Source organism: Ruania suaedae, from assembly GCF_021049265.1.
Taxonomy (GTDB): Bacteria; Actinomycetota; Actinomycetes; order Actinomycetales; family Beutenbergiaceae; genus Ruania; species Ruania suaedae.
In genome coordinates this window covers 1,838,582-1,859,929 of sequence record NZ_CP088018.1, presented here as the reverse complement: position 1 = coordinate 1,859,929, position 21,348 = coordinate 1,838,582, and the positions used below count along the sequence as shown (strand labels likewise).

At 71.9% G+C, this 21,348-nt stretch carries 16 protein-coding genes and 4 tRNA genes; 11 read left to right on the top strand and 9 right to left on the bottom strand.

Translation table 11 applies throughout. The annotated features are described in order from the left end of the window. Positions 1 to 18 precede the first annotated feature (18 nt). Complete coding sequence (locus LQF12_RS08630; RefSeq protein WP_231052536.1) at positions 19 to 1,260, top strand: carboxylate--amine ligase; 1,242 nt, start codon at positions 19 to 21, stop codon at positions 1,258 to 1,260. Positions 1,261 to 1,263: 3 nt separating this feature from the next. Here LQF12_RS08630 and LQF12_RS08625 read toward each other — a convergent pair whose 3' ends face one another. Both LQF12_RS08625 and LQF12_RS08620 read right to left on the bottom strand, forming a co-directional pair. After that, on the bottom strand, positions 1,264 to 1,743 hold the full coding sequence (locus LQF12_RS08625; protein WP_231052535.1) for a hypothetical protein: 480 nt from the start codon (positions 1,741 to 1,743) through the stop codon (positions 1,264 to 1,266). A 49-nt stretch (positions 1,744 to 1,792) separates the two neighbouring features. Further along, positions 1,793 to 2,218, bottom strand: a complete 426-nt coding sequence (locus LQF12_RS08620) for an HIT family protein (RefSeq protein ID WP_231052534.1) — start codon at positions 2,216 to 2,218, stop codon at positions 1,793 to 1,795. A 110-nt stretch (positions 2,219 to 2,328) separates the two neighbouring features. Here LQF12_RS08620 and LQF12_RS08615 point away from each other — a divergent pair, with 110 nt between their 5' ends. Further along, positions 2,329 to 3,210 (top strand): aminodeoxychorismate lyase, encoded by an 882-nt coding sequence (locus LQF12_RS08615; RefSeq protein ID WP_231052533.1) that lies wholly within the window; start codon positions 2,329 to 2,331, stop codon positions 3,208 to 3,210. Between the two features lie 26 nt (positions 3,211 to 3,236). Here LQF12_RS08615 and treZ read toward each other — a convergent pair whose 3' ends face one another. The 7 genes from treZ to LQF12_RS08580 form a co-directional block, all read right to left on the bottom strand. Further along, a complete protein-coding gene (treZ, locus tag LQF12_RS08610) occupies positions 3,237 to 4,973 on the bottom strand; it encodes a malto-oligosyltrehalose trehalohydrolase (RefSeq protein WP_231052532.1) in 1,737 nt (578 codons plus the stop codon). Positions 4,974 to 4,975: 2 nt separating this feature from the next. After that, positions 4,976 to 7,456 (bottom strand): malto-oligosyltrehalose synthase, encoded by a 2,481-nt coding sequence (treY, locus tag LQF12_RS08605; RefSeq protein ID WP_231052531.1) that lies wholly within the window; start codon positions 7,454 to 7,456, stop codon positions 4,976 to 4,978. Further along, positions 7,453 to 9,606 (bottom strand): glycogen debranching protein GlgX, encoded by a 2,154-nt coding sequence (gene glgX / locus LQF12_RS08600; RefSeq protein WP_231052530.1) that lies wholly within the window; start codon positions 9,604 to 9,606, stop codon positions 7,453 to 7,455. Before glgX ends, treY begins: the two co-directional genes overlap by 4 nt. Positions 9,607 to 9,678: 72 nt before the next feature. After that, positions 9,679 to 11,205: a molybdopterin-dependent oxidoreductase gene (locus LQF12_RS08595; RefSeq protein WP_231052529.1), complete on the bottom strand. Its 1,527-nt coding sequence runs from the start codon at positions 11,203 to 11,205 to the stop codon at positions 9,679 to 9,681. Positions 11,206 to 11,251: 46 nt separating this feature from the next. After that, positions 11,252 to 13,411: a DEAD/DEAH box helicase gene (locus LQF12_RS08590; protein ID WP_231052528.1), complete on the bottom strand. Its 2,160-nt coding sequence runs from the start codon at positions 13,409 to 13,411 to the stop codon at positions 11,252 to 11,254. A gap of 242 nt (positions 13,412 to 13,653) precedes the next feature. Then, positions 13,654 to 13,725, bottom strand: a tRNA-Val gene (locus LQF12_RS08585). An 82-nt stretch (positions 13,726 to 13,807) separates the two neighbouring features. Next, positions 13,808 to 14,905, bottom strand: coding sequence for a chorismate-binding protein (locus LQF12_RS08580; RefSeq protein ID WP_354004665.1), 1,098 nt, complete (start codon positions 14,903 to 14,905; stop codon positions 13,808 to 13,810). A 91-nt stretch (positions 14,906 to 14,996) separates the two neighbouring features. Between LQF12_RS08580 and LQF12_RS08575 the strand changes: the two genes are divergently transcribed. The 9 genes from LQF12_RS08575 (at position 14,997) to LQF12_RS08535 (ending at position 21,348) form a co-directional block, all read left to right on the top strand. Continuing rightward, a tRNA-Gly gene (locus tag LQF12_RS08575) sits at positions 14,997 to 15,069 on the top strand. Between the two features lie 48 nt (positions 15,070 to 15,117). Beyond that, a tRNA-Cys gene (locus LQF12_RS08570) sits at positions 15,118 to 15,188 on the top strand. Between the two features lie 11 nt (positions 15,189 to 15,199). After that, a tRNA-Val gene (locus LQF12_RS08565) sits at positions 15,200 to 15,274 on the top strand. A gap of 174 nt (positions 15,275 to 15,448) precedes the next feature. Further along, positions 15,449 to 17,458: a threonine--tRNA ligase gene (gene thrS, locus LQF12_RS08560; protein WP_231052527.1), complete on the top strand. Its 2,010-nt coding sequence runs from the start codon at positions 15,449 to 15,451 to the stop codon at positions 17,456 to 17,458. Between the two features lies 1 nt (position 17,459). Next, a complete protein-coding gene (locus tag LQF12_RS08555) occupies positions 17,460 to 18,011 on the top strand; it encodes an HIT family protein (RefSeq protein ID WP_231052526.1) in 552 nt (183 codons plus the stop codon). Continuing rightward, a complete protein-coding gene (gene pgsA, locus LQF12_RS08550) occupies positions 17,998 to 18,627 on the top strand; it encodes a phosphatidylinositol phosphate synthase (RefSeq protein WP_231052525.1) in 630 nt (209 codons plus the stop codon). The genes LQF12_RS08555 and pgsA overlap by 14 nt, the downstream gene beginning before the upstream one ends. Continuing rightward, positions 18,624 to 19,601 (top strand): phosphatidylinositol mannoside acyltransferase, encoded by a 978-nt coding sequence (locus tag LQF12_RS08545; protein WP_231052524.1) that lies wholly within the window; start codon positions 18,624 to 18,626, stop codon positions 19,599 to 19,601. The genes pgsA and LQF12_RS08545 overlap by 4 nt, the downstream gene beginning before the upstream one ends. Then, positions 19,598 to 20,755 carry a glycosyltransferase family 4 protein gene (locus tag LQF12_RS08540; RefSeq protein ID WP_231052523.1) on the top strand — a complete coding sequence of 386 codons (1,158 nt, stop codon included), beginning with the start codon at positions 19,598 to 19,600 and terminating at the stop codon, positions 20,753 to 20,755. The genes LQF12_RS08545 and LQF12_RS08540 overlap by 4 nt, the downstream gene beginning before the upstream one ends. Then, a complete protein-coding gene (locus LQF12_RS08535; protein WP_231052522.1) occupies positions 20,752 to 21,348 on the top strand; it encodes a hypothetical protein in 597 nt (198 codons plus the stop codon). The genes LQF12_RS08540 and LQF12_RS08535 overlap by 4 nt, the downstream gene beginning before the upstream one ends.

Sequence of the window (21,348 nt, the reverse complement as noted above, 5' to 3'; positions counted from 1 at the left end):
CCTGACGAAGGATCCGTCGTGCCTGGACCCGACCTGTGCCCGGTTCTGCTCGGCACCGACCTGGGCATCTACGCGATGGCGCGGTCGTTCCACGAGGCCTACGGCGTCCGATCGGTGGTGGTCAGCGAACAGGGCCGGGGGCCGATCAACGACTCGGCCATCCTGGAGAACGTCTTCACCGGCGCGGGTGCGAGCGAGGAGGACACACTGGCAGCGCTGACCGCGGTGGCCCGTGCCCACCCGGGCTCGCACCGGGTGCTGGTGGTCAACTCCGACCACCAGCTGGCGTTCGTGCTCCGGAACCGGGCTCGCCTGGCCGAGGACTACACCATCCCGTACGCGGACGCGGCCGCCATCGAGCAGCTCGGTGACAAGCGCGCGATGAACGAGGTGCTGGCGGCGTGCGGGGTGCCCACGCCTCGCACGGTGGAGGTGGCCCCGGTGCCCCGCCGACCGGAGGACTGGCGTGGTGCTGCGAGCGACCTCACGTTCCCGATCGTGATGAAGCCGTTCGCGGGTGCCGAGTTCGAGGAGCTCAGCTTTCCCGGCCGCCGTAAGGTCTACCGGCTGGCCGACGCCGAGGAACTGGTGACCGAGCTCGACCGCATCGCCGCGGCCGGGTACGAGGGCACGATGCTGCTGCAGGAGCTCATCCCGGGCGATGACACCGCGAACCGGGTGGTCAACTGCTACCGGGACGCCCGCGGTGTCCTGACGATGGCGGCGTCGGGCCGGGTGCTGCTGGCGATGCACCAGCCCACCTTCATCGGGAACTCGGCGATCATCATGGTCGACTACGACCCGGCGCTCGTCGACGCCGTGCGGCGGGTGCTCGACGCCGTCGACTACCGGGGTTTCGCCAGCGTCGACTTCAAGGTCGATCCGCGTGACGGTGTCGCGCGCCTGCTCGACATCAATCCTCGGCCCGGGCGGTCCCACTACTACGTCAATGTGGGCGGAGCGAGCACCGCCCGCGCGCTGGTGGCCGACTTCGTGCTCGAGGAGCCGCTGCCGCCGCAGCAGGCGCGCCAGGAAGGGGTCTACGCCTACATCCCGACGTTCGTGCTCGGGCGGTACGTGCGCGACCGCGAGCTCCTGGCACGTGCCCGGGCGGTGTTGCGGCGCCGCCGGGCCGTGCACCCGCTCGCCTACGGCGCCGACCGGAGCCCGCGCCGGCGGCTCTACCGGCTGCTGGCCCAGATCAATCAGCTGCGCGCGCTGCGGCGCTACTACCCGCGCCCCACCGACACCGGTTTCTGAGACTCAGCCCAGGCGGTTGGTTCCCGAGTACAGGTGCAGCACGGGAAGGCCGAGGGAGTCCCGGGCCCGGGAGGCCCAGTCCCGGTGGAAGGTGTCCTCGACCGCGTGCGGGCGGGTGACGACGACGACCTCATCGGCCTCGAGCCCGTTGACGGCCTGACGCAGCGCCGGGATCGGGTCGTCGCCGATCAGCGCACCCTCGGCGTGCGCACCGGCCTCGGCGAAGCGCCGCAGCGAGATCGCGAGCGCCTCACCCGCCTCGGCACGCGCCTCCTGGGGGTCCGGGCGTCGGGTGAGCTCCTCCCAGGCCTCCTTCAGTTCGAACAGGCTGAGATGGTCGATGAAGTCCGTCACCAGGTTGCGCTCGGTGTCCTGCGGCACGAGAACGTGGAACCGGGTCTCGGGGGAGTCGTGCAGCCGGGTGATCCCGGTGACGTCCGACTCGCGCAGGGCTTCCTCGGTGACGACGATGATGACTGCCATGGCCCGAGCATAGGAGATGCCCGCCCGGCACGCGGCCGGGAAGCGCGGCTCAGGCCGGGACGGCGTCGCCGTGGCCCGCCTCGCGCAGCGCCGAGCGCAACCGCTCGGCGGCGGCGTCGAGCTCACCCGCGGGGACGTCGGTGGCCGCGGCCGTGAGGTCGAAATCGGCCGAGGACTGCGAGGGCCACACGTGCACGTGGGCGTGCGGGATCTCATACCCCTGCACCAGCAGACCGATGCGCACGGGCGTGAACGCCGTTCGCTGGGCCCGGCCGATGTGCCGGGCCACGGCGCCGATGTGGGTCCACTCCTGCTCCGGCATGTCCCACCAGTGGTCGACCTCCCGGCGCGGGACCACGAGCGTGTGCCCCGGCTGGAGCGGCTCGATCGAGGTGAAGGCCGCGCAGAGCTCGTCCTCCCAGACGAAACGGCCAGGGATCTCCCGGTTCAGGATGCGGGTGAACAGAGTCGCCATGGCGGCACACTACCGTCCGGTCCGGGAGCTACGGCCGGCCGGGGCCTACGCTGACCACAGCAGTCATCCCACCCGGCGGGCAGGGGCCCGTCCACGACCCTGGAGGAGCGATGGCGACGACGAGCCTGATCCTGCTGACAGCGCCCACCACGGCGGAGGAGCTGCACGGACCGGGCTACGCCGTCGCCGACCCGGGCCGCCCGCACCTGCGGGTCACCGACCTCGGCGCCACGCGCGGGGACGGCGTCTTCGAGACGATCGGCGTGATCGACGGGCACGTGCAGGCACTGACCTCACATCTGGAGCGGCTCGCGGCCTCGGCCGAGCTGCTGGACCTGCCGAGCCCGAGGCTCGAGGTGTGGCGAACGGCGGTCGCGGCGGCCATCCAGGGCGCCGGCGCCGCCCCCGAGCTGTCGGTGAAGCTGGTGCTCACCCGGGGCGAGGAGGGGACGGGCCGATGCACCGGCTGGGTGCGTGCTGCGCCGGCCCCGGACACCTCCCGGGCCAGGACCGAGGGAGTGCGGGCGCTCACCCTGGACCGGGGCTACCGCTCCGATGTCGCCGAGACCTCACCCTGGTTGCTGCAGGGGGCGAAGTACACCTCCTACGCCGTCAACATGGCCGCCCTGCGCCATGCCCACGCCCGCGGCGCCGATGACGTCATCTTCGTCAGCTCCGATGGCGCGGTGCTCGAGGGCCCGACGGCCTCGGTGCTGCTGCGCGTGGGGGACACCCTGGTGACGCCGGGGACCGACCAGGGCATCCTGCCGGGGACGACGCAGGACCGGGCGTTCCGCTTCGCCGAGCGCGCGGGTCTGGCGACGTCGGCGCGGCGGGTGGAGGTGAGCGAGCTGGCCGTGGCCGAGCAGGTCTGGCTGTGCTCGAGCGTGCGCCTGTGTGCCCCTGTGCGCGAGCTGGACGGGCGCGAACTCGCCTGGGACCGGGACCTGACCGCCGATCTGCTGCAGTGGTTGCGCACTACGCACGACTGATCCCCGGCGCGTGGTGCCCGGCGGGGCTACCGGCCTGCGAGCACCACCGCGCCGGGCGGCAGCAGCAGCTGGTCGCCCTCCAGGCGGACGGACTCGTCCCAGGCCAGCAGCACCTCGTGCCGGTCGGCCCGCGGCAGTGGGACATGGCAGATGCCGGTTCCCACATTGACGGCGACCACGCACTCGCCCCGGTGCATGAGCACCCACTCCGGCGTGGCCTCGACCCGGGTGGCGCGGCGGTCACCGGAGCCCAGATCGGGTGTCCGAGCGCGTAGGGCGATCAGCTCACGCGTGAAATCCTCGATCCGGGCGTGGCGTCCGGTGCCCCGCTCCTGCCAGCGCAGCACGCCGGCCGCCGCGGTCTGCGGATCCTGCGGATCGGGTGCCTCGGCGCCCGGCCCGTAGATCTGGTCCCAGCCGTGCTCGGCGAACTCCCGTGCCCTGCCCTCCCGGACGGCCTCGGCGAGCTCGGGTTCACGGTGGTCGGTGACGTAGAGCCAGGGCGTGGAGGCAGCCCACTCCTCGCCCATGAACAGCATGGGCGTGCCGGGCGAGCCGAGCAGCAGCGCGGCCGAGGCCGCGAGCTGGGTGTCGCTCAGGACGGCGGCCGGCCGGTCACCGCGGCCGCGGTTGCCGACCTGGTCATGGTTGCTGGTGAAGACGACGAAGCGGTGGCCGTCGGTCTCCTCGGGCACGGGCGCACCCCACGGGCGGCCGCGGAAGGTGGAGTGGCCGCCGTCGTGGACGAAGACCTTCTCCAGCGCATGACTGAGCGTGGCCGGGGAGCCGAAGTCGACGTAGTACCCGTGCCGCTCACTGGTCAGGTAGGCATGGAGCGCGTGGTGGACGTCGTCGGCCCACTGCGCGGTCATGCCCAGGCCGCCGGCACCGGTGGGGGTCACCATGGCGACGTCGTTGAGGTCGGACTCGGCGATGAGCGAGAGCGGGCGGCCCAGACGCTGCGCGAGCGCCTCGACCTCGTCGGCCAGCTCGGCCAGCAGATGCGTGGGGGAGTCGTCGACCAGGGCGTGCACGGCGTCCAGCCGGAGGGCATCGAGGTGGAAGTCGCGCAGCCATCGCAGGGCGTTGTCGATGATGAACCGGCGCACGTGCGCCGATCCGGGTCCGTCGAGGTTGACCGCGTCGCCCCACGGCGTGGTGTGCTCGGCGGTGAAGTAGGGGCCGAAGCAGGCCAGGTAGTTGCCCGAGGGGCCCAGGTGGTTGTAGACCACATCGAGGCTGACCGCCAGCCCGTGCCGGTGGGCGGCGTCGACGAACCGCTGCAGGGCCGCCGGCCCGCCGTAGGAGTCCTGGACGGCGTACAGCGCGACGCCGTCGTATCCCCAGCCCCGCTCGCCGGGGAACGCGGCGACCGGCATCAGCTGCACCATCTCCACGCCGAGCTCGCGCAGGTAGGGCAGGTGCTCGGCGGCGGCGTCCAGCGTCCCCGCCTCGGTGAACGTGCCCACGTGCAGCTCGTACAGCACGGCGCCGCGCACGTCCCGGCCGGGCCAGGAGCCGTCCTGCCACGCGTGCGCCGTCAGGTCGACGGTGCGGGAGGGCCCGTGCACGCCGCCGGGTTGCCACGGGCTGCGCGGATCGGGATAGGGCCCCTGCCCGTCGAGGACGAAGGCGTAGTCGGTCCCGGCGGGCAGCTCGCGGCCCAGCTCCCACCATCCGTCCCCGGCCGCGGTCAGCGGCTCACGGGAGGAGCCCAGCTCGATCTGGACCTCCTGCTCGGCCCTCGGTGCCCAGACCCGCATGCTCAGTGCTCCTCATCGTCGCGTTCGAGGACCGCCACCGGCGAGGTGGCCAGCAGCTCGGCCAGCATGACCGGGCCGCCGTCGCAGCGGCGTCCGGTGACCGCACATCGCCACCGGCCCTCGGGCAGCACCACCGAGTGCTCACCCCACCCACCGGTGGAGCGCAGCAGCACCGGCAGGCGCGTGAGGACCGTCACCACGGCCGGGGCAGCGGCCGGTCCGCGGGCGAAGGCCAGGGCGTGGGTGGTCGACGTCGGCAAGGGCTGGTACCCGGCGTCGGCGCCCACCAGGGCCGACGCGTGACGGCGCCGCAGCCGCAGCAGCGCCGTGGTCAGGCGCAGCTTCTCCGAGGACAGGTCGTGCGGTGTGGCGCCGCCGTCGAGCCGGGCCAGCATCGCCGAGAGGTGGTCGTGATCGACCGGGCGCCGGTTGTCCGGGTCGACGAGGTTGACCCCCGTCGTCTCGGTGCCCTGGTAGACGTCGGCCACCCCGGGCAGCATCAGTTGCAGCGCCTTGGCCCCCAGGGTGGCGACCCGGACGGGCTCGCGGGTGCGCTCGACCCAGTCGCCCATCAGCGCTGTCACGTCCTCGCGGGTGAGCAGGGCGTCGACGAACCCGGTCAGGGCCTCCTCCCGCTCGCGGTCCTGCGCGGTCCACGCGGTCCACTCCTTGGCCTCGCGCGCCGCCTTGATCAGGTAGCCGTTCAGCCGCTCCGTCGTGATCGGGCCGTCCTCGGTCCAGACCCCGGCCAGGGTCTGCCAGAGCAGGTTCTCGGTGCGTCCGTCCAGATCCGCGGGCCGGATGTCCTCGGTGAGGGCGCGCAACCGGTGCACGTGCTCCACCCACGCCTCGCCGAGCTCGGAGAGCACACCGATGCGTGCCCGGACGTCCTCGCCGCGCTTGGCGTCGTGCGTGCTGCCGGCGGTCATGGTCAGGGGGTGGTGCGCCTGCGCGCGAGCCGCCCATGCGTGCAGGACGTCCGGCCCGACGGCGAACCGCCCGGGTGCGCCACCGACCTCGCACAGCGAGGTCAGATGCGTCCAGCGGTAGAAGGCGGTGTCCTCCACGCCCTTGGCCGTCACGGCCCCGCAGACCTGCTGGAAGCGGACGATGACCTCGTCGCGGCGGGCCTCGTGCTGACGCCCGGCGGAGCCGACCTCACGGCCCAGGACGAGATCGGTGACCACGTCGAGGGTCTCCAGCCGCTCCGGCTCCAGCTCCTCGGCGGCCTCCCGGGCCCATCCCTGTACCAGCGCCGCATCGGCGGCGGCGAGCGGGCGGTCGGGGACGACGTAGGCCCGGTAGCGGTCGCAGGCCACGACCAGCTCGGTGACGCACTCGGTGATGGCGCGCAGGGTGTGATCGCGCAGCCGCACGTCGTCGTGGCACAGCTCGGCGATCAGGCTCGCCAGCCGGTGCACCTCCGCGTACAGCGATCCGGTCGCGATCTCGCGCTTGGCCTCGGCCACGACCCGGTCGAGGGTGCCGACGACGTCGCCGGTGAGCTCACTCAGCAACCCACCCAGCGGGAGCGCCCCGGCCGGGTCGGTGAGGACCTGGTTGATCCGCCACGCCGCGTCGTAGCCCGTGGTCCCGGCCACCGGCCAGTCGCCCGGCACGTCCTCGTCGGGTTCGAGGATCTTCTCCGCCACGATCCAGCGGCCCCCGGTGGCCTCGTGCAGGCGCCGCAGGTACTCGCCCGGGTTCGCGAGACCGTCCGGGTGGTCGATGCGCAGGCCGTCCACGAGGCCCGCCTCCATCAGCTCCAGCAGCAGGGCGTGGGTGGCCTCGAACACCTCGGGACGTTCCACGCGCACCGCGACCAGCGAGCCCACGTCGAAGAAGCGGCGGTAGTTCAGCTCCTCGTCGGCCACCCGCCAGTACGCCAGCCGGTAGTGCTGACGCTCGAGCAGATCCGGCAGGGGGAGGTGCTCGGTCCCCTCCCGGATCGGGAAGCGGTGCTCGTAGTAGCACAGCACCGGCCGCTCGGGCGTGAGGTGGTGCTCGGGCTCGTCGAGCGTGCGCACCGTGATCTCCCCGGCCGCCATCGCGGCCCCGACCCGGCGGCCGAGCACCGGCATCAGCACCTGGGCGTCGTCGGAGAAGTCGACGTCGAACCAGGACGCGAATGGCGAGTGCGGCCCGTGCTCGAGCAGCGACCACAGCTGCCGGTTGTGGCTGGCCGGGGTCGGCACCGCCATGTGGTTGGGCACCACGTCGACGATGACGCCCAGGTCGTGCTCGCGGGCCGCGGCGACCATCCGTTCCAGTCCGGCCCGTCCGCCGAGCACCTCGCTGATGCGGGAGTGGTCGACGACGTCGTAGCCGTGCGTCGAGCCGGGCGCTGCCGTCAGGATGGGGGACAGGTACAGGTCCGTCACACCCCGGTGGGCGAGCGAGGCGGTCAGCGAGGCGACGTCGTCGAAGGTGAGGTCCGCCCCGAGCTGGAGACGGTAGGTGGAGACCGGCGTGCGCACGCTCATGGGGCCTGCTCCTCGCCCTCTCCCTCGTCCTCCTCGGGGGCGGGCCGCGCGAAGACCACCACGCTGCGCCCGGTCACGGTCACCGTCTCCTCGGCGGCCAGCTCGGCGTCGAGATCCTGCTCGCTGTCGGTGCTCAGTACCGGACTCCAGCCCTGCCCGTAGGTGGCCTCCGGGAGGGTGAAGTCCAGGTCGTCGGCGTCGGCGTTGATGAGGATCATCAGCGAGTCGTCCTCGATCGGGCGGCCCTGGGAGTCCGGCTCCTCGATCGCCTGCCCGTTGAGGAAGACGGCGAGCGAGCGCGCGTAGGAGGTGGTCCAGGCCTCGGTGTCCATCAGGTCGCCGTTCGGGTCGAACCAGGCGATGTCGGGCAGCTCCGGCAAACCGCCGGCGGCCGAGGTCGAGCCGTTGAAGAACCGGCGCCGGCGCAGCACCGGGTGGTCGCGCCGGAAGGCGATCAGCGTGCGGGTGAAGTCCAGCAGCGACTGCGCCTGCGGGTCCAGGTCCCAGTCCACCCAGCTCAACGGGTTGTCCTGGGCGTAGACGTTGTTGTTGCCGTCCTGGGTCCGGCTGAGCTCGTCGCCGTGCGCAAGCATCGGCACACCCTGGGAGAGCAGCAGCGTGGCGAGGAAGTTGCGTTGCTGGCGTGCCCGGAGCCGTTCGATCTCCGGATCGTCGGTGGGCCCCTCCACACCGCAGTTCCAGGACCGGTTGTGGCTCTCCCCGTCCCGCCCGTCCTCCCCGTTGGCCTCGTTGTGCTTGTCGTTGTAGGAGACGAGATCGCGCAGCGTGAACCCGTCGTGCGCGGTGACGAAGTTGATCGAGGCGATCGGGGTGCGCCCGGTGTGCTCGTACAGGTCCGAGGACCCGGTCAGCCGGCTGGCGAACTCACCGAGCGTGGAGGGCTCCCCGCGCCAGAAGTCGCGCACGGTGTCGCGGTACTGCCCGTTCCACTCGGTCCACAGCGGCGGGAAGCCGCCCACCTGGTAGCCGCCCGTGCCCAGGTCCCACGGTTCGGCGATCAGCTTGACCTGGGAGATCACCGGGTCCTGCTGGATGATGTCGAAGAACGAGGAGAGCCGGTCGACCTCGTGGAACTGGCGCGCCAGCGTCGCGGCCAGGTCGAAGCGGAAGCCGTCCACGTGCATCTCGGTGATCCAGTAGCGCAGCGAGTCCATGATCAGCTGGAGCACGTGCGGGGATCTCATCAGCAGCGAGTTGCCGGTGCCGGTGGTGTCGAAGTAGTGGGCCTTGTCCTCGTCCACCAGGCGGTAGTAGGAGGCGTTGTCGAGCCCGCGCAGGGAGAGCGTGGGGCCCAGGTGGTTGCCCTCGGCGGTGTGGTTGTACACCACGTCCAGGATCACCTCGATCCCGGCGGCGTGCATCGCCTTGACCAGGCTCTTGAACTCGAGCACCTGCTCGCCGCGCGAGCCCCACGCCGAGTAGCGGTTGTGCGGGGCGAAGAAGCCGATCGTGTTGTAGCCCCAGTAGTTGGTCAGTCCGCGTTCGACCAGGGAGGGGTCCTCGATGAACTGGTGCACGGGCATCAGCTCGACCGCGGTCACGCCCAGCTCGACCAGGTGGGCGATCACCGCCGGGTGCGCCATCCCGGCATAGGTGCCCCGGATCTCCTCGGGCACTTCGGGGTGCTGCATCGTCATGCCCCGCACGTGCGCCTCGTAGATGATGCTCTCGTGGTACTCGGTCTCCGGGGGATGGTCGTGGCCCCAGTCGAAGAACGGGTTCGTCACCACCGAGGTCATGGTGTGCCCGGCCGAGTCCTGGGTGTTCAGCGGGCCGTCCGGGTCGCCGAAGTGATACGAGTACAGCGCCTCGTTCCCGTCGATCTGCCCGTCGATCGCCTTCGCGTAGGGGTCGAGCAAGAGCTTGGCCGGGTTGCAGCGGTGCCCTGACTCCAGGTCGTGCGGCCCGTGCACGCGGTAGCCGTAGCGTTGCCCGGGCCGGACACTGGGCAGGTAGACGTGCCACACGAAGGCGTCCACCTCGGTGACCTCGATGCACTCCTCGACGCCGTCGTCGTCGAGGAGGCACAGCTCGACCCGGTCGGCGATCGAGGAGTAGAGGGCGAAGTTGGTGCCGGTACCGTTGAAGGTGGCACCCAGCGGGTAGGAATGTCCGGGCCAGGTCTGCATAGGCACAGCCTGCCATGGCGCGGCGAGGTCCGAGAGCGCAGCGGCTCGTCCGGGCCGAATCAGGTGCGCGGCTCAGTCCACCTCGAGGGAGATGACGTGGTAGCCGGTCGCTCCGCTCGGCGCCGGCGCGGCCGTCTCGGCGGTCTGCACCTCCTCGTCGTCCCAGGCGCGGCAGCGCACCGCATGCCGGCCGCTGGTGGCGCCGGTCCAGGTGAACGACCACTGCCGCCAGGTGTCGATGCTGACACCGGCCGCCAGCTCGGCGTCCTCCCAGGGGCCGTCGTCGATCTGCACCTGGACCCGGGTGATCCCGCGCTGCTGCGCCCAGGCGGTTCCCCCCAGACGTACCTGCCCGGCCGGGACCGAGGCACCCGAGCGCGGGACGTCGATGCGGGAGGCGGTCCGGATCGGACCGCGCTCGGACCAGCCGCGCGGGGTCCAGTACGCGACGTCCTCGGCGAAGGTGGTGACCTTCATCTCGGTGACCCACTTGGTCGCCGAGACATACCCGTACAGCCCGGGGACCACCATCCGGACCGGGAAGCCGTGCTCGGTGGGTAGCGGCTGCCCGTTCATCCCGATGGCCAGCAGCGCGTGGCGGTCATCGGTGAGGGCCTCCAGCGGGGTGCCGGCGGTCCAGCCGTCGGCGCTGGTCGAGAGCACCATGTCGGCGCCCTCCTGGACGCCCGCGCGGGCCAGCAGGTCCCGGATGGGAAGACCGAGCCACGTGGCGTTGCCGACGAGGTCGCCGCCGATCGGGTTCGAGACGCACGTGAGCGTGACCATGGCCTCGGTCAGCGCGGCGTCGGTGAGCTCGTCGAAGGTCAGCCGCACCTCCTGGTCGACGAGACCGTGGATGCGCAGCTCCCACTCGGCGGGATCGATCTGCGGGACCGAGAGGGCGGTGTCGATCCGGTAGAAGTCCGCGTTGTCGGTGACGTACTCCGGCATGCCCTCGAGCTCGACCTGGGCCCCGGCCAGGTCGGACTCGGCTGCGTCGGGAACCTGGGAGGGCTCCGGAAGGGTGACGCTCTCGCGTGCGCCCTCGACGGAGGCCCGGGTGCGGCCCAGGACCGCTCCCGCCGTGGCGGCCACCGCTGCGGTGGCGCTCACCCCGAGTGCCGTGCCGAGGAACCGCCGCCGGCCGTCGTCGGAGGCAGTCGCGAGGGGCCGGGTCAGCACCGCCAGCGAGAGAGCACCGACCAGGGAGCCCGCCAGCGCCGGGAGCACGGCCAGGTCGGCGGTATCGGGGCGGCCGAGCGCGGCGACCGCGCACACGCCACCGAGGACGAGCACAGCGAGCATCCCGGCCACGGGGCGGCGGCCGGCGAGCACGCCGATGCCGGCGGCGAGCGCGGTCGCCACCACCGCGATCGCCAGGAAGAGCACGAGCTTGTCGGCGGTGCCGAAGGTCTCGATGGCGAAGTCCTTCAGCCACGTCGGGCTGAGGTCGACCACAGTGGCACCCAGGGCGCGGTGCGGTGCGGCGGGCGGATCGGTGAGGATGCCCACCAGCCAGCCGACGGCGAAGAAGGTCCCGCCGGCGAGGACACCGGCCAGGGCGTGGCGGCGCGTGGGGCGGGCGTGGGCGTGGCTCATGTGATGACGGTACGTCGTCGCGAGGCGCCGCGTGCCGCCGCGGGTCCTACAGCGCGGAGACCATGAGGTGCACGAGCGCGTCGACCTGCACCGTCTCGCTCGAGGTGACCTCCGCGTCGCTGCCGTCCAGGGCCCGGGCCGCCAGGGACTGCTTGGAGTCGATCAGCTCGGCGATCTTGGTGTCGATGGTGTGCGCAGCCAGGATCCGCCAGGCGGTGACGGACTCCTCCTGGCCGATCCGGTGCACCCGGTCGATCGCCTGCTCCTGCTCGGCGGCGGTCCAGGAGAGCTCGGCCAGGACGACGTTGGAGGCGGCGTGCAGGTTCAGGCCCACCCCGGCAGCGAGCAGCGAACAGACCGCCACCGAGACCTCGGGGTCGGACTGGAAGGAGTCGATGGCGGCCTGGCGCGCCTTGCTCGACTGGTCCCCACGGACCGAGACCGTACGCAGGCCGGCATCGGCCAGCACCTGCTCGGCCGTGTCCATGACGTCGATGTGCTTGGCGAAGAAGACGACCTTGCCCACCGAGTGCACCAGCTGGGCCGCGTAGTCGGCCGCGACGGCCGCCTTCGCCTGGCCGATCCGGCGCACCATGGTGAAGACGTTCTCGCCGTCGGCCGTGGGGGAGCTGGACTCCAGCTCGGCCCGGGCCACCCGCCGCATGAGCTCCAGGTCGGGCCCGGCGCCGGGATCGTAACCGCCCTCCCGGCTCTCCAGCAGGCGGCGGTAGCGGCCCACCAGGCGCTGAGCGAGCTCGCGCTCGGCCGCGCGGATCGAGCGGCCCACCTCGTTGTCCAGCTCGACCGGGAGGTCGGCGACGCGCTTGGACGGCAGATCCGTGGCCACCTCGTGCTTGGTGCGCCGCACGATGCCCAGATCGATGACGGCGGCGCGAGCCTCCGGGTAGAAGTCCCGATCGGCCGGGGTCAGGCCGGTCTGCTCCAACCGCCGCCGCAGCGGCAGGCTCGGGTGGGACCCGTCGGTCCAGCCGAGGAACTGCCAGATCGCGTTGAAGTCCTCGACATCGTTGATCAGCGGCGTCCCGGTCAGGGCCATCATCAGCGGGTCGTGGCCGGGTGTGCGCTCCCGGATCTGCCGGGCCAGCGCCAGCACGTGCTGCGACCGCTGTGAGGACAGGTTCTTGATGAAGTGCGCCTCGTCGACCACCATCGACCCGAAGCCGAGCGTCGACAGCCACGCCAGGTGGCGGTCGAGCACCGCGTAGTTGACCACGAAGACGTCGGCGAAGGCGTCGACGTCGCGGCCGTCGCCGTGGATCACCGTGACCCGGCGTTGCGGCGTCCACTGCTGGACCTCGCGTTCCCAGTTGATCTTCACCACGTTCGGGACGACCGCGAGCATCGGATACGCACCGGCCACCGAGGCGGCCAGGACCGACTGCGCCGTCTTGCCCAGCCCTGGCTCGTCGGCCAGCAGGAACGTGCGGTGCCCGCGCCGGACGGCCTCCAGCAGCCGCACCTGATGGAGCATCAGCTCCTTTCCGGCGGGGGAGAACCGGTCCCACCGGGGCGCTGCCGGCAGCCTCATGCTGGCTGCGCCGCCGCCGGCGCCCTGCTCGAAGGCGCGGTACAGCGGATCCATCAGGTCCCAGCCGGACAGGTAACCGTTCTCGGAGGAGGGGGCGGGAGTGCTCAGGTCGGGCTCGAGGAACGGTGTCGCCCGCACCCGGGCTCGCACCTGCGTGGGGACGACCTGCCGGTCGGCGAGGGCGGCAGGCACGACGGTGGTGCTGCGCTGCAGCGGCGCCTTGATCGTGAGCTCCTCCTCCGACAGGGAGACCCCCGACTCCAGCAGCCACTCGTTGCGCATCCGCTGGGCGGCGACCGAGGGCTTGCTCTGCGGATCGAGCAGCGTCAGCAGGGAGGTGTCCTGAGCGGCCGTGCGCGCAAGGATCGTGGCGACGCCGTCGAGACGCTTGAGCAGTTCGGACCGCGCGCTGCCGGTGATGCTCTCGTCGGACTTGATCCGCGTGCGCTCCTCGCGGACGAGCAGGGCGATCACCTGGAACTTGATCCGGTTGGTCGGCCCCACCTTGCCCTTGACGGACTTGGCCTCGACCTCGCGCACCCGCCGGGCAAGGATGGGCAGGATGGGCGCCGGGTCCTGGGCGCGCGGGGTCCGGCGTCCAGAGCGGTGGGACGTCCGGGGGCCGGCTGACGGCACGTGGTCCTCCTGGGCAGGCACGACTTCATAGGACGGTGAAGACCCTCCTACGCACTGCATCACACGCCTCGAGATCGCGTGGAGCGATCCCGCGGAGCCGAGGTGGAACGGTCCGGGGATGACGTTCGCGCCCGTGCTGCCGCTCGGTGGCGCATGAGGCGAGGGCCGGTGGTCGGGCGCCGTTGCGCCTGCCGGACTCCCGCCGGGTGGCTCCGGGACATGAGCAGAGACTCCTGCGGACCATGAGGCCGTCCCGGACCCGGTGGGCGATACTGGGTTCGAACCAGTGACCTCCTCGGTGTGAACGAGGCGCTCTACCACTGAGCCAATCGCCCGGGTGCCGCGCCGATGACGGCGTGACGAGAAATGATCGTAGCAGGGATGCGGTGGTGCTCGAGCACGTGTGCCGGGGTGTGCTCAGCCGTTCGTCAGCGCGATCAGACGAGCCGCCTTGAGCTCGGTCTCGGCCCATTCCTGGCCGGCGTCACTACCCCAGGTGATCCCGGCGCCGGTGCCGAATCGCAGCCGTTGCGCGTCCCACCAGAACGTCCGGATCCCCACGGCCAGGCGAGCGGTACCACGGTCGGCGTCGATCCAGCCGATCTGCCCGCAGTAGGGTCCGCGGCGGACGGGTTCGAGCTCGTCGATCAGCCGCAGCGCGGTGGAGCGGGGGGCGCCGGAGACGCTCCCCGGTGGGTGGGTGGCCGCCAGGATCTTCGCCCAGGCGCCCGGATGCGTCGCGGGGTCCTCGCGCAGCCGCCCCCTCACCCGGGAGACCAGGTGCACCAGGCCGGGGTGGTGCTCGACCCGGAGCAGGTCGGTGACCGTGACCGACCCCGGTTCGCAGACCTGGTGCAGGTCGTTACGGACCAGGTCGGTGATCATCACGTTCTCGGCGCGGTCCTTGGCGAGCAGTCCCGACTCCCGCTCGGCGGTGCCCTTGATCGGTCCGGACACGAGGTGGCCGTCGCTCACCTCGACCGAGAGCTCGGGGGAGGCGCTGACGATCCAGGACCCGGGATCGCCGGGATGGTCGCCGGGCACATCCAGCATCGCGGCATAGGGCGCGGGGTTCCCGCGCGCCAACCGGACGGCCAGCGCCGCCGCGTCGGGCCGCCGGGCCATCGGTGCCGACAGCTCACGGCACACGTTCACCTGATAGACGGTGCCGTCACGGACCGCGGCGCGCACGTGGGCCACCGCCCGCAGGTAGCGCTCGCGGTCCATCGACGAGGTCCAGTCCGTGGCCCGGGGCCCGGACCACCGCCCGGCCTCGGATACGACCCGCCTGCCGGTGTCGAGCCGGGCGAAGCGCCAGGCGTGGATCGGACCGTCGAACTCGGCCACGACCGCCCACCATCCGCCCCGGTCGAGGGCGTCCGGCTCGACGCGCAGGTCCACGTGCTCGAGCACGCCTGAGGCGTGGGCGCCCCGGAACCAGGCCTGTCCGGGGCGAGGACGGGGTCCGGCGGCGCGCGGAAGGTCTGGTGGCGGGGCGGGCAGCACAGCGCTCACGCTAGTCACCGAAGCCGATTTGGACCTCACCGACCCGGTGGGTTAAAGTCTCTGTCGCACGCCAAACCGCACCAGATGCGGGAGGTTGCATGCGGATGTGGCTCAGTTGGTAGAGCATCACCTTGCCAAGGTGAGGGTCGCGGGTTCGAGTCCCGTCATCCGCTCGGAGACGGCCACCCATGCAGGAGACGACGGGTCTGGTGTCGTCACCCGGTGGGTTGGCCGAGAGGCGAGGCAGCGGCCTGCAAAGCCGTATACACGGGTTCGAATCCCGTACCCACCTCGCACTCATAGGGGCGATTGGCGCAGCGGTAGCGCGCTTCCCTGACACGGAAGAGGTCACTGGTTCGATCCCAGTATCGCCCACCATCGGTAGCACCACGAAGCCCCGGCCCCGGCGGCCGGGGCTTCGTCGCGTGTGGGCGGGGTCGTGACACGCGACGCACCGCGGGGCGGCCCCGCGTGCCCGGGAGTGGATACGATCGGGGATGACCGTGGCCATCGCCCGCGATGCCTCCCGACCGTCCCTCCAGGAGTACCCCAGTGCCCGAGATCACTCTCCACGTCGACGACTCACCGCGAACCGTCCCGGTGGGCACGACGGGCACGGACCTGTACGGGCAGGAGCGCGACGTCGTCGCCGTCCGGGTCGACGGCCGGCTGCGGGACCTGGACTACGACGTCAGCGACGCCGCGACGGTCGAGGCCGTGCGGCTCGACTCCGCCGACGGTCTGGACATCCTGCGTCACTCCGCGGCCCACGTGCTCGCCCAGGCGGTCCAGCACGTCCACGAGGAGGCGCGTCTGGGGATCGGCCCGCCGATCACCGATGGCTTCTACTACGACTTCGACGTGGCGACGCCGTTCACCCCGGAGGACCTGAAGGACCTGCAGAAGGCGATGGCGCGGATCGTCAAGGAGGGGCAGACGTTCCGGCGGCGGGTGGTCACCGAGGACGAGGCCCGGGCCGAGCTCGCCGACGAGCCGTACAAGCTCGAGCTCATCGGGATCAAGGGCTCCGGCGCCGACGCGACCGCCGCGGCCGAGGGTGCCGGAGCCGAGGTCGGGGCCGGCGAGCTGACGATCTACGACAACCTGCGGCGGGACGGGTCGGTGGCCTGGAAGGACCTCTGCCGCGGTCCGCACCTGCCGAGCACCCGGCTGATCGGCAACGGCTTCCAGCTCATGCGCAGTGCGGCGGCGTACTGGCGCGGCAGCGAGAAGAACCCGCAGCTGCAGCGCATCTACGGGACCGCGTGGCCCAGCAAGGACGACCTGCGGGCCCACCTCGACCGGCTCGCCGAGGCCGAGCGCCGCGACCACCGCAAGCTGGGAGCGGAGCTGGACCTGTTCTCCTTCCCGGAGGAGATCGGCTCGGGACTGCCGGTCTTCCACCCCAAGGGTGCGATGGTGCGGATGGAGATGGAGAACTACTCCCGCCGGCGCCACGTCGAGGCCGGCTACTCCTTCGTCTCCACCCCGCACGTGACCAAGGGCCATCTGTTCGAGACCTCGCGGCACCTGGAGTGGTACGCCGAGGGTATGTATCCGCCGATGCGGGTGGACGAGGAGCGCGATGCCGACGGCGAGATCGTGCGCGCCGGGCACGACTACTACCTCAAGCCGATGAACTGCCCGATGCACAACCTCGTCTTCCGCTCCCGCGGCCGCTCCTACCGGGAGCTGCCGCTGCGGCTGTTCGAGTTCGGGCACGTCTACCGCTACGAGAAGTCCGGGGTGGTGCACGGCCTGACCCGGGCCCGCGGCTTCACCCAGGACGACGCGCACATCTACTGCACCCGCGACCAGATGCGCACCGAGCTGGGCTCCTTGCTGACCTTCGTGCTCGATCTGCTCAAGGACTACGGCCTGGACGACTTCTACCTGGAGCTGTCCACGCGCAACCCGGACAAGTCGGTCGGGGACGAGGCGACCTGGGAGGAGGCCACCCGCACCCTCGCCGAGGTCGCGGAGGCCTCCGGTCTCGATCTCGTGCCGGACCCCGGTGGGGCCGCCTTCTACGGTCCGAAGATCTCGGTGCAGGCCAAGGACGCGATCGGACGTACCTGGCAGCTGTCCACGATCCAGCTGGACTTCTTCGAGCCCGACCTGTTCGAGCTGGAGTACACCGCGAGCGACGGCAGCCGCGAGCGTCCGGTGATGATCCACCGGGCGTTGTTCGGGTCGATCGAGCGGTTCTTCGGTGTCCTCACCGAGCACTACGCCGGTGCCTTCCCGCCGTGGCTGGCCCCGGTGCAGGTCGTCGCCGTGCCCGTGGCCGACGTCTTCGACGACTACCTCCAGGGCGTCGTCTCCCGGCTACGGGAGGCGGGGGTGCGTGCCGAGCTCGATGCCAGCGACGACCGCTTCAACAAGAAGATCCGCAATGCCACCAAGGACAAGGTGCCGTTCGTGCTGATCGCCGGGGGTGAGGACGCCGACGCCGGTGCCGTGTCCTTCCGCTACCGGGACGGCACGCAGCGCAACGGGGTGCCGGTGGCGGAGGCGATCGAGATCGTCCGGGACGCGATCTCCTCCCGCGTGCAGGTCTGAGGTGGAGCCGGCCGACACCTTCGCGCGGGTCCCGGACGGTCACGACCGGTTGTGGACCCCGCACCGGATGGCGTACATCGACGGCGAGTCCAAGCCGACCGACGACCGCCCTGGGCCCGGCTGCCCGTTCTGTGCGGCCCCCGAGCGCTCCGACGAGGACGGTCTGGTGGTCTTCCGCGGCACCTCGGCGTACGTGGTGCTCAACCTGTACCCGTACAACCCCGGCCATCTGCTCGTGTGCCCCTACCGTCACGTCCCCGATCTCACCGCCATGAGCGCTGCCGAGCGCGGCGAGCTGACCGAGCTCACCGCGACGGCGATGGCCACCCTGACCTCGTGCAAGCACCCGGACGGCTTCAATCTGGGCATGAACGCCGGGCCGGTGGCCGGTGCGGGCGTGGCCGCCCACGCGCACCAGCACGTGGTCCCGCGATGGTCCGGGGACGCGAACTTCCTCCCGATCATCGCGCGCACCAAGGCTGTGCCGGAGCTGCTCGCGGACACCCGCGCCGAGCTGTCCCGGGCGTGGGGGAGCGGCGATGGTGCTCGGTAACCGCGGCCGCTCTTTCACCAACGCCCTGTTCGGTCCGCTCGCCCGGGGGCTGGTGCGCGCCGGTGTGAGCGCGAACGTGGTGACCGTGGCGGGCACGGTGGCCACGAGCGCCACAGCCCTGTGGCTGCTGCCTCCAGGGCACCTCGTCGTCGGTGTGGCAGTCGTGGTGGTGCTCGCCTTCGCCGATTCCATCGACGGTCTGATGGCCCGGGAGCGCGGCGGCGGGAGCGCCTTCGGTGCCTACCTCGACTCCACGATGGACCGGGTCAGCGATGCCGCGATCTTCACCGCCCTCGGGCTGTACCTGCTCGGCCAGGACGAGCAGCGCTGGCAGGGCGTCGGCTTCGGCCTGGCGATGGCGTGCGTGATGCTGGGCATGCTCGTCTCCTATGCGCGAGCGCGCGCCGAGGGACTGGGCATCAGTGCCAGGGCCGGCATCGCCGAGCGCACCGACCGGCTGGTCTTCGCCGGCGCCGCCACGCTCGCGGTCGGGCTCGGAGCGCCGGTGCTCGTGCTCGTGATCGCGCTGGGGGTGCTGGCGATCGCCAATATCGTCACCGTCGTGCAACGCAGCGTGGTGGTCTACCGCGCACCGGCCGGCGGGGGACAGGCATGACGGCGCTCGACCCGGCCCGGCTCTTCTCCCTCGCCTGGCGGCTGGTGCCGAGGATGCCCAGGCCGTGGGCGCGCGGCATCTTCGACGCCGTCGCCGTGGTCGCGCACGCCCTCCGGGTGTCCGGCGTGCGCCAGCTCGAGCGCAACCTCGGGCGACTCCTGCCCGGGTCGACCGCGCGGCAGCTCCGGCGTCTGTCCCGCCGGGGCATGCGTTCCTATCTGCGCTACTACTGCGAGGCCTTCCAGCTGCCGGGCATGGACGAGGCGGAGGTCGACGCACGGGTACGTGCGAGTGGCCACGAGCAGGTCGCCGAGGTCGTCCGCAGCGGCGGCTCGGTCGTCCTGGCCCTGGGCCACGCCGGCAACTGGGACCTCGCAGGAGCATGGGCCAACCGGCACCTCGGCACCGTGACCACCGTGGCCGAACGACTCGAGCCGGCGGAGCTGTTCGCGGAGTTCCTCGCGTTCCGGGAATCCCTCGGCATGGTCATCGTCCCGCACGAGCGCGGCGGCGGGGTCTTCCGGCGGTTGCTCACGGCAGCCCGGCGGCCGGGTGTGGTCCCGTTGCTCGCCGATCGCGACCTCTCGGCCACCGGGGTCGAGGTGGAGCTGGAGGTCACGGGACGGCCCGCCGTCCGGGTGGCTCCGGGCCCGGCGGCACTGGCGCTGGCCGGTGGGCACCGGCTGATCCCGGTGATGATCTCCTACGAGCGGCTCACCGGGGCGCGGCGCCGCGCTGCGCGCAGCCCGTGGGGGATCCACGTGGAGTTCCTCGCCGAGGTGGCGGTCCCGGACCGGCGGAGCGCCGACGGTCAGGTCCTCATCCGTGACCTGACCCGCGCCTGGTTCACCGCCTATGCGGCACGGCTGGCGCAGGTATCCCAGGACTGGCACATGCTGCAGAAGGTCTTCGTCGAGGATCTCGACCCCGAGCGACTGGCCCGGGCGCGGGCCGCCGGCGAGGGGGTCCGATGAGGGTCGGCCTGGTCTGCCCGTACTCCTTCGACGCCCCGGGCGGGGTGCAGTTTCACATCCGCGACCTCGCGGAACGGCTCATCGAGCTCGGGCACCCGACATCGGTGCTCGCCCCCGCCGAGGAGGACACCGAGCTGCCGCCCTATGTGGAGTCGGTCGGCGGAGCCGTCCCCGTGCGTTACAACGGCTCCGTGGCACGGCTCGCCTTCGGGCCCGTCGTGGCCGCTCGCGCCGGTCGCTGGCTCGCGGCCGGTGAGTTCGACGTCGTGCACATCCACGAGCCGTTCGCGCCGTCGGTCGGGCTGATCAGCCTGCGCCTGGCGGAGGTGCCCGTGGTGGCGACGTTCCACTCCGCGCAGGAGCGCTCGCGCGCGCTGCAGCTCGCCTACCCGCTGGTACGGCCCGGGCTGGAACGGATCAGTGCCCGGATCGCCGTCTCGGAGGATGCGCGCCGCACCGCGGTCGAGCATCTCGGCGGGGATGCGGTCATCATCCCGAACGGGGTCAACACCCGCACGTTCGCCCAGGCGCCGGTCCACCCGCCCTGGCAAGGGCGCCCCGAGGCGCCCACCATCGCGTTCCTGGGCCGGCTCGACGAGCCGCGCAAGGGGCTGCCGGTGCTATTGGGCGCCGTGGCCGCGGTGCGCGCGCAGTACCCCGGCGCGCGTTTCCTGGTCGCGGGGCGCGGCGATCTGGATGCTGCGCTGCGCCCGTGGGGTGAGCACGCGAGCGCCGTCGAGGGTCTCGGTGGGATCAGTGATGCGGAGAAGGCCTCCCTGCTCGCCTCCGCCGATGTCTACGTCGCCCCGCAGACCGGTGGGGAGAGCTTCGGCATCGTACTGGTCGAGGCGATGAGCGCCGGGACGACCGTGGTCGCCAGTGACCTCAACGCCTTCCGCCGGGTTCTCGACGACGGCGCCTCCGGCTTCCTGTTCACCACCGCCGACTCCGCCTCTCTCGCCCACACGATCTGCCGGGCCCTGGGTGACCCCGCGGAGAGCCGGGCCAGGCGCGCGCACGCACGCTCCGCCGTCGTGCGCTTCGACTGGGACGAGGTGGCCGCGCGCATCCTGGACGTCTACGCGATGGTGACTCCGCAGCAGTCGGCGCCGCGGCGCCCGCTGCTCGGACGGTTCTTCGGGCGGCAGGGATGAGCGCGGCCGAGATCGCGTTGATCGTGATCGCGGTCCTGGCCGCGGTGGCGCTGGTGCTGGTCGCCGCCGCTCGCCGGCTCGACCGGCTGCACCGCCGGGAGGCCACCTCGCGGGCGACGTTGGAGGCCCAGCTCGTCCACCGCGCCGAGGCAGCGATCGCGCTCGCCGAGTCGGGTGTTCTCGATCCAGCCGGATCGATGGTCGTCGCCGACGCCGGGTGGCGGGCGGCGGTGGAGTCGGAACGGCTGGTCGGGGAGGGCGAGGGTGAGGGTGAGCGAGCCCACGCCCGCGGCCCCGCCGAGAGCGAACTGACGCGGGCGCTGCGCACCGCGCTCGGCAGCACCCAGGACCAGCAAGCCCTGACGGCCACCGCCGACGGCGCTGCGCACCTGAATCGCCTGGCTCACCACGTGTACCGGGTCCAGCTGGCACGCCGGTTCCACAACGACGCGATCGTCCAGATCCAGCATGTGCGGCGCACCTGGCCGGTGCGCCTCTTCCGCCTCGCCGGTCGCGCGGCCATGCCGCAGCCCTTCGAGATGGACGACTCGGTCGACGTCCTCGACCCGCGCCCGACGCAGGCCGACGGCTAG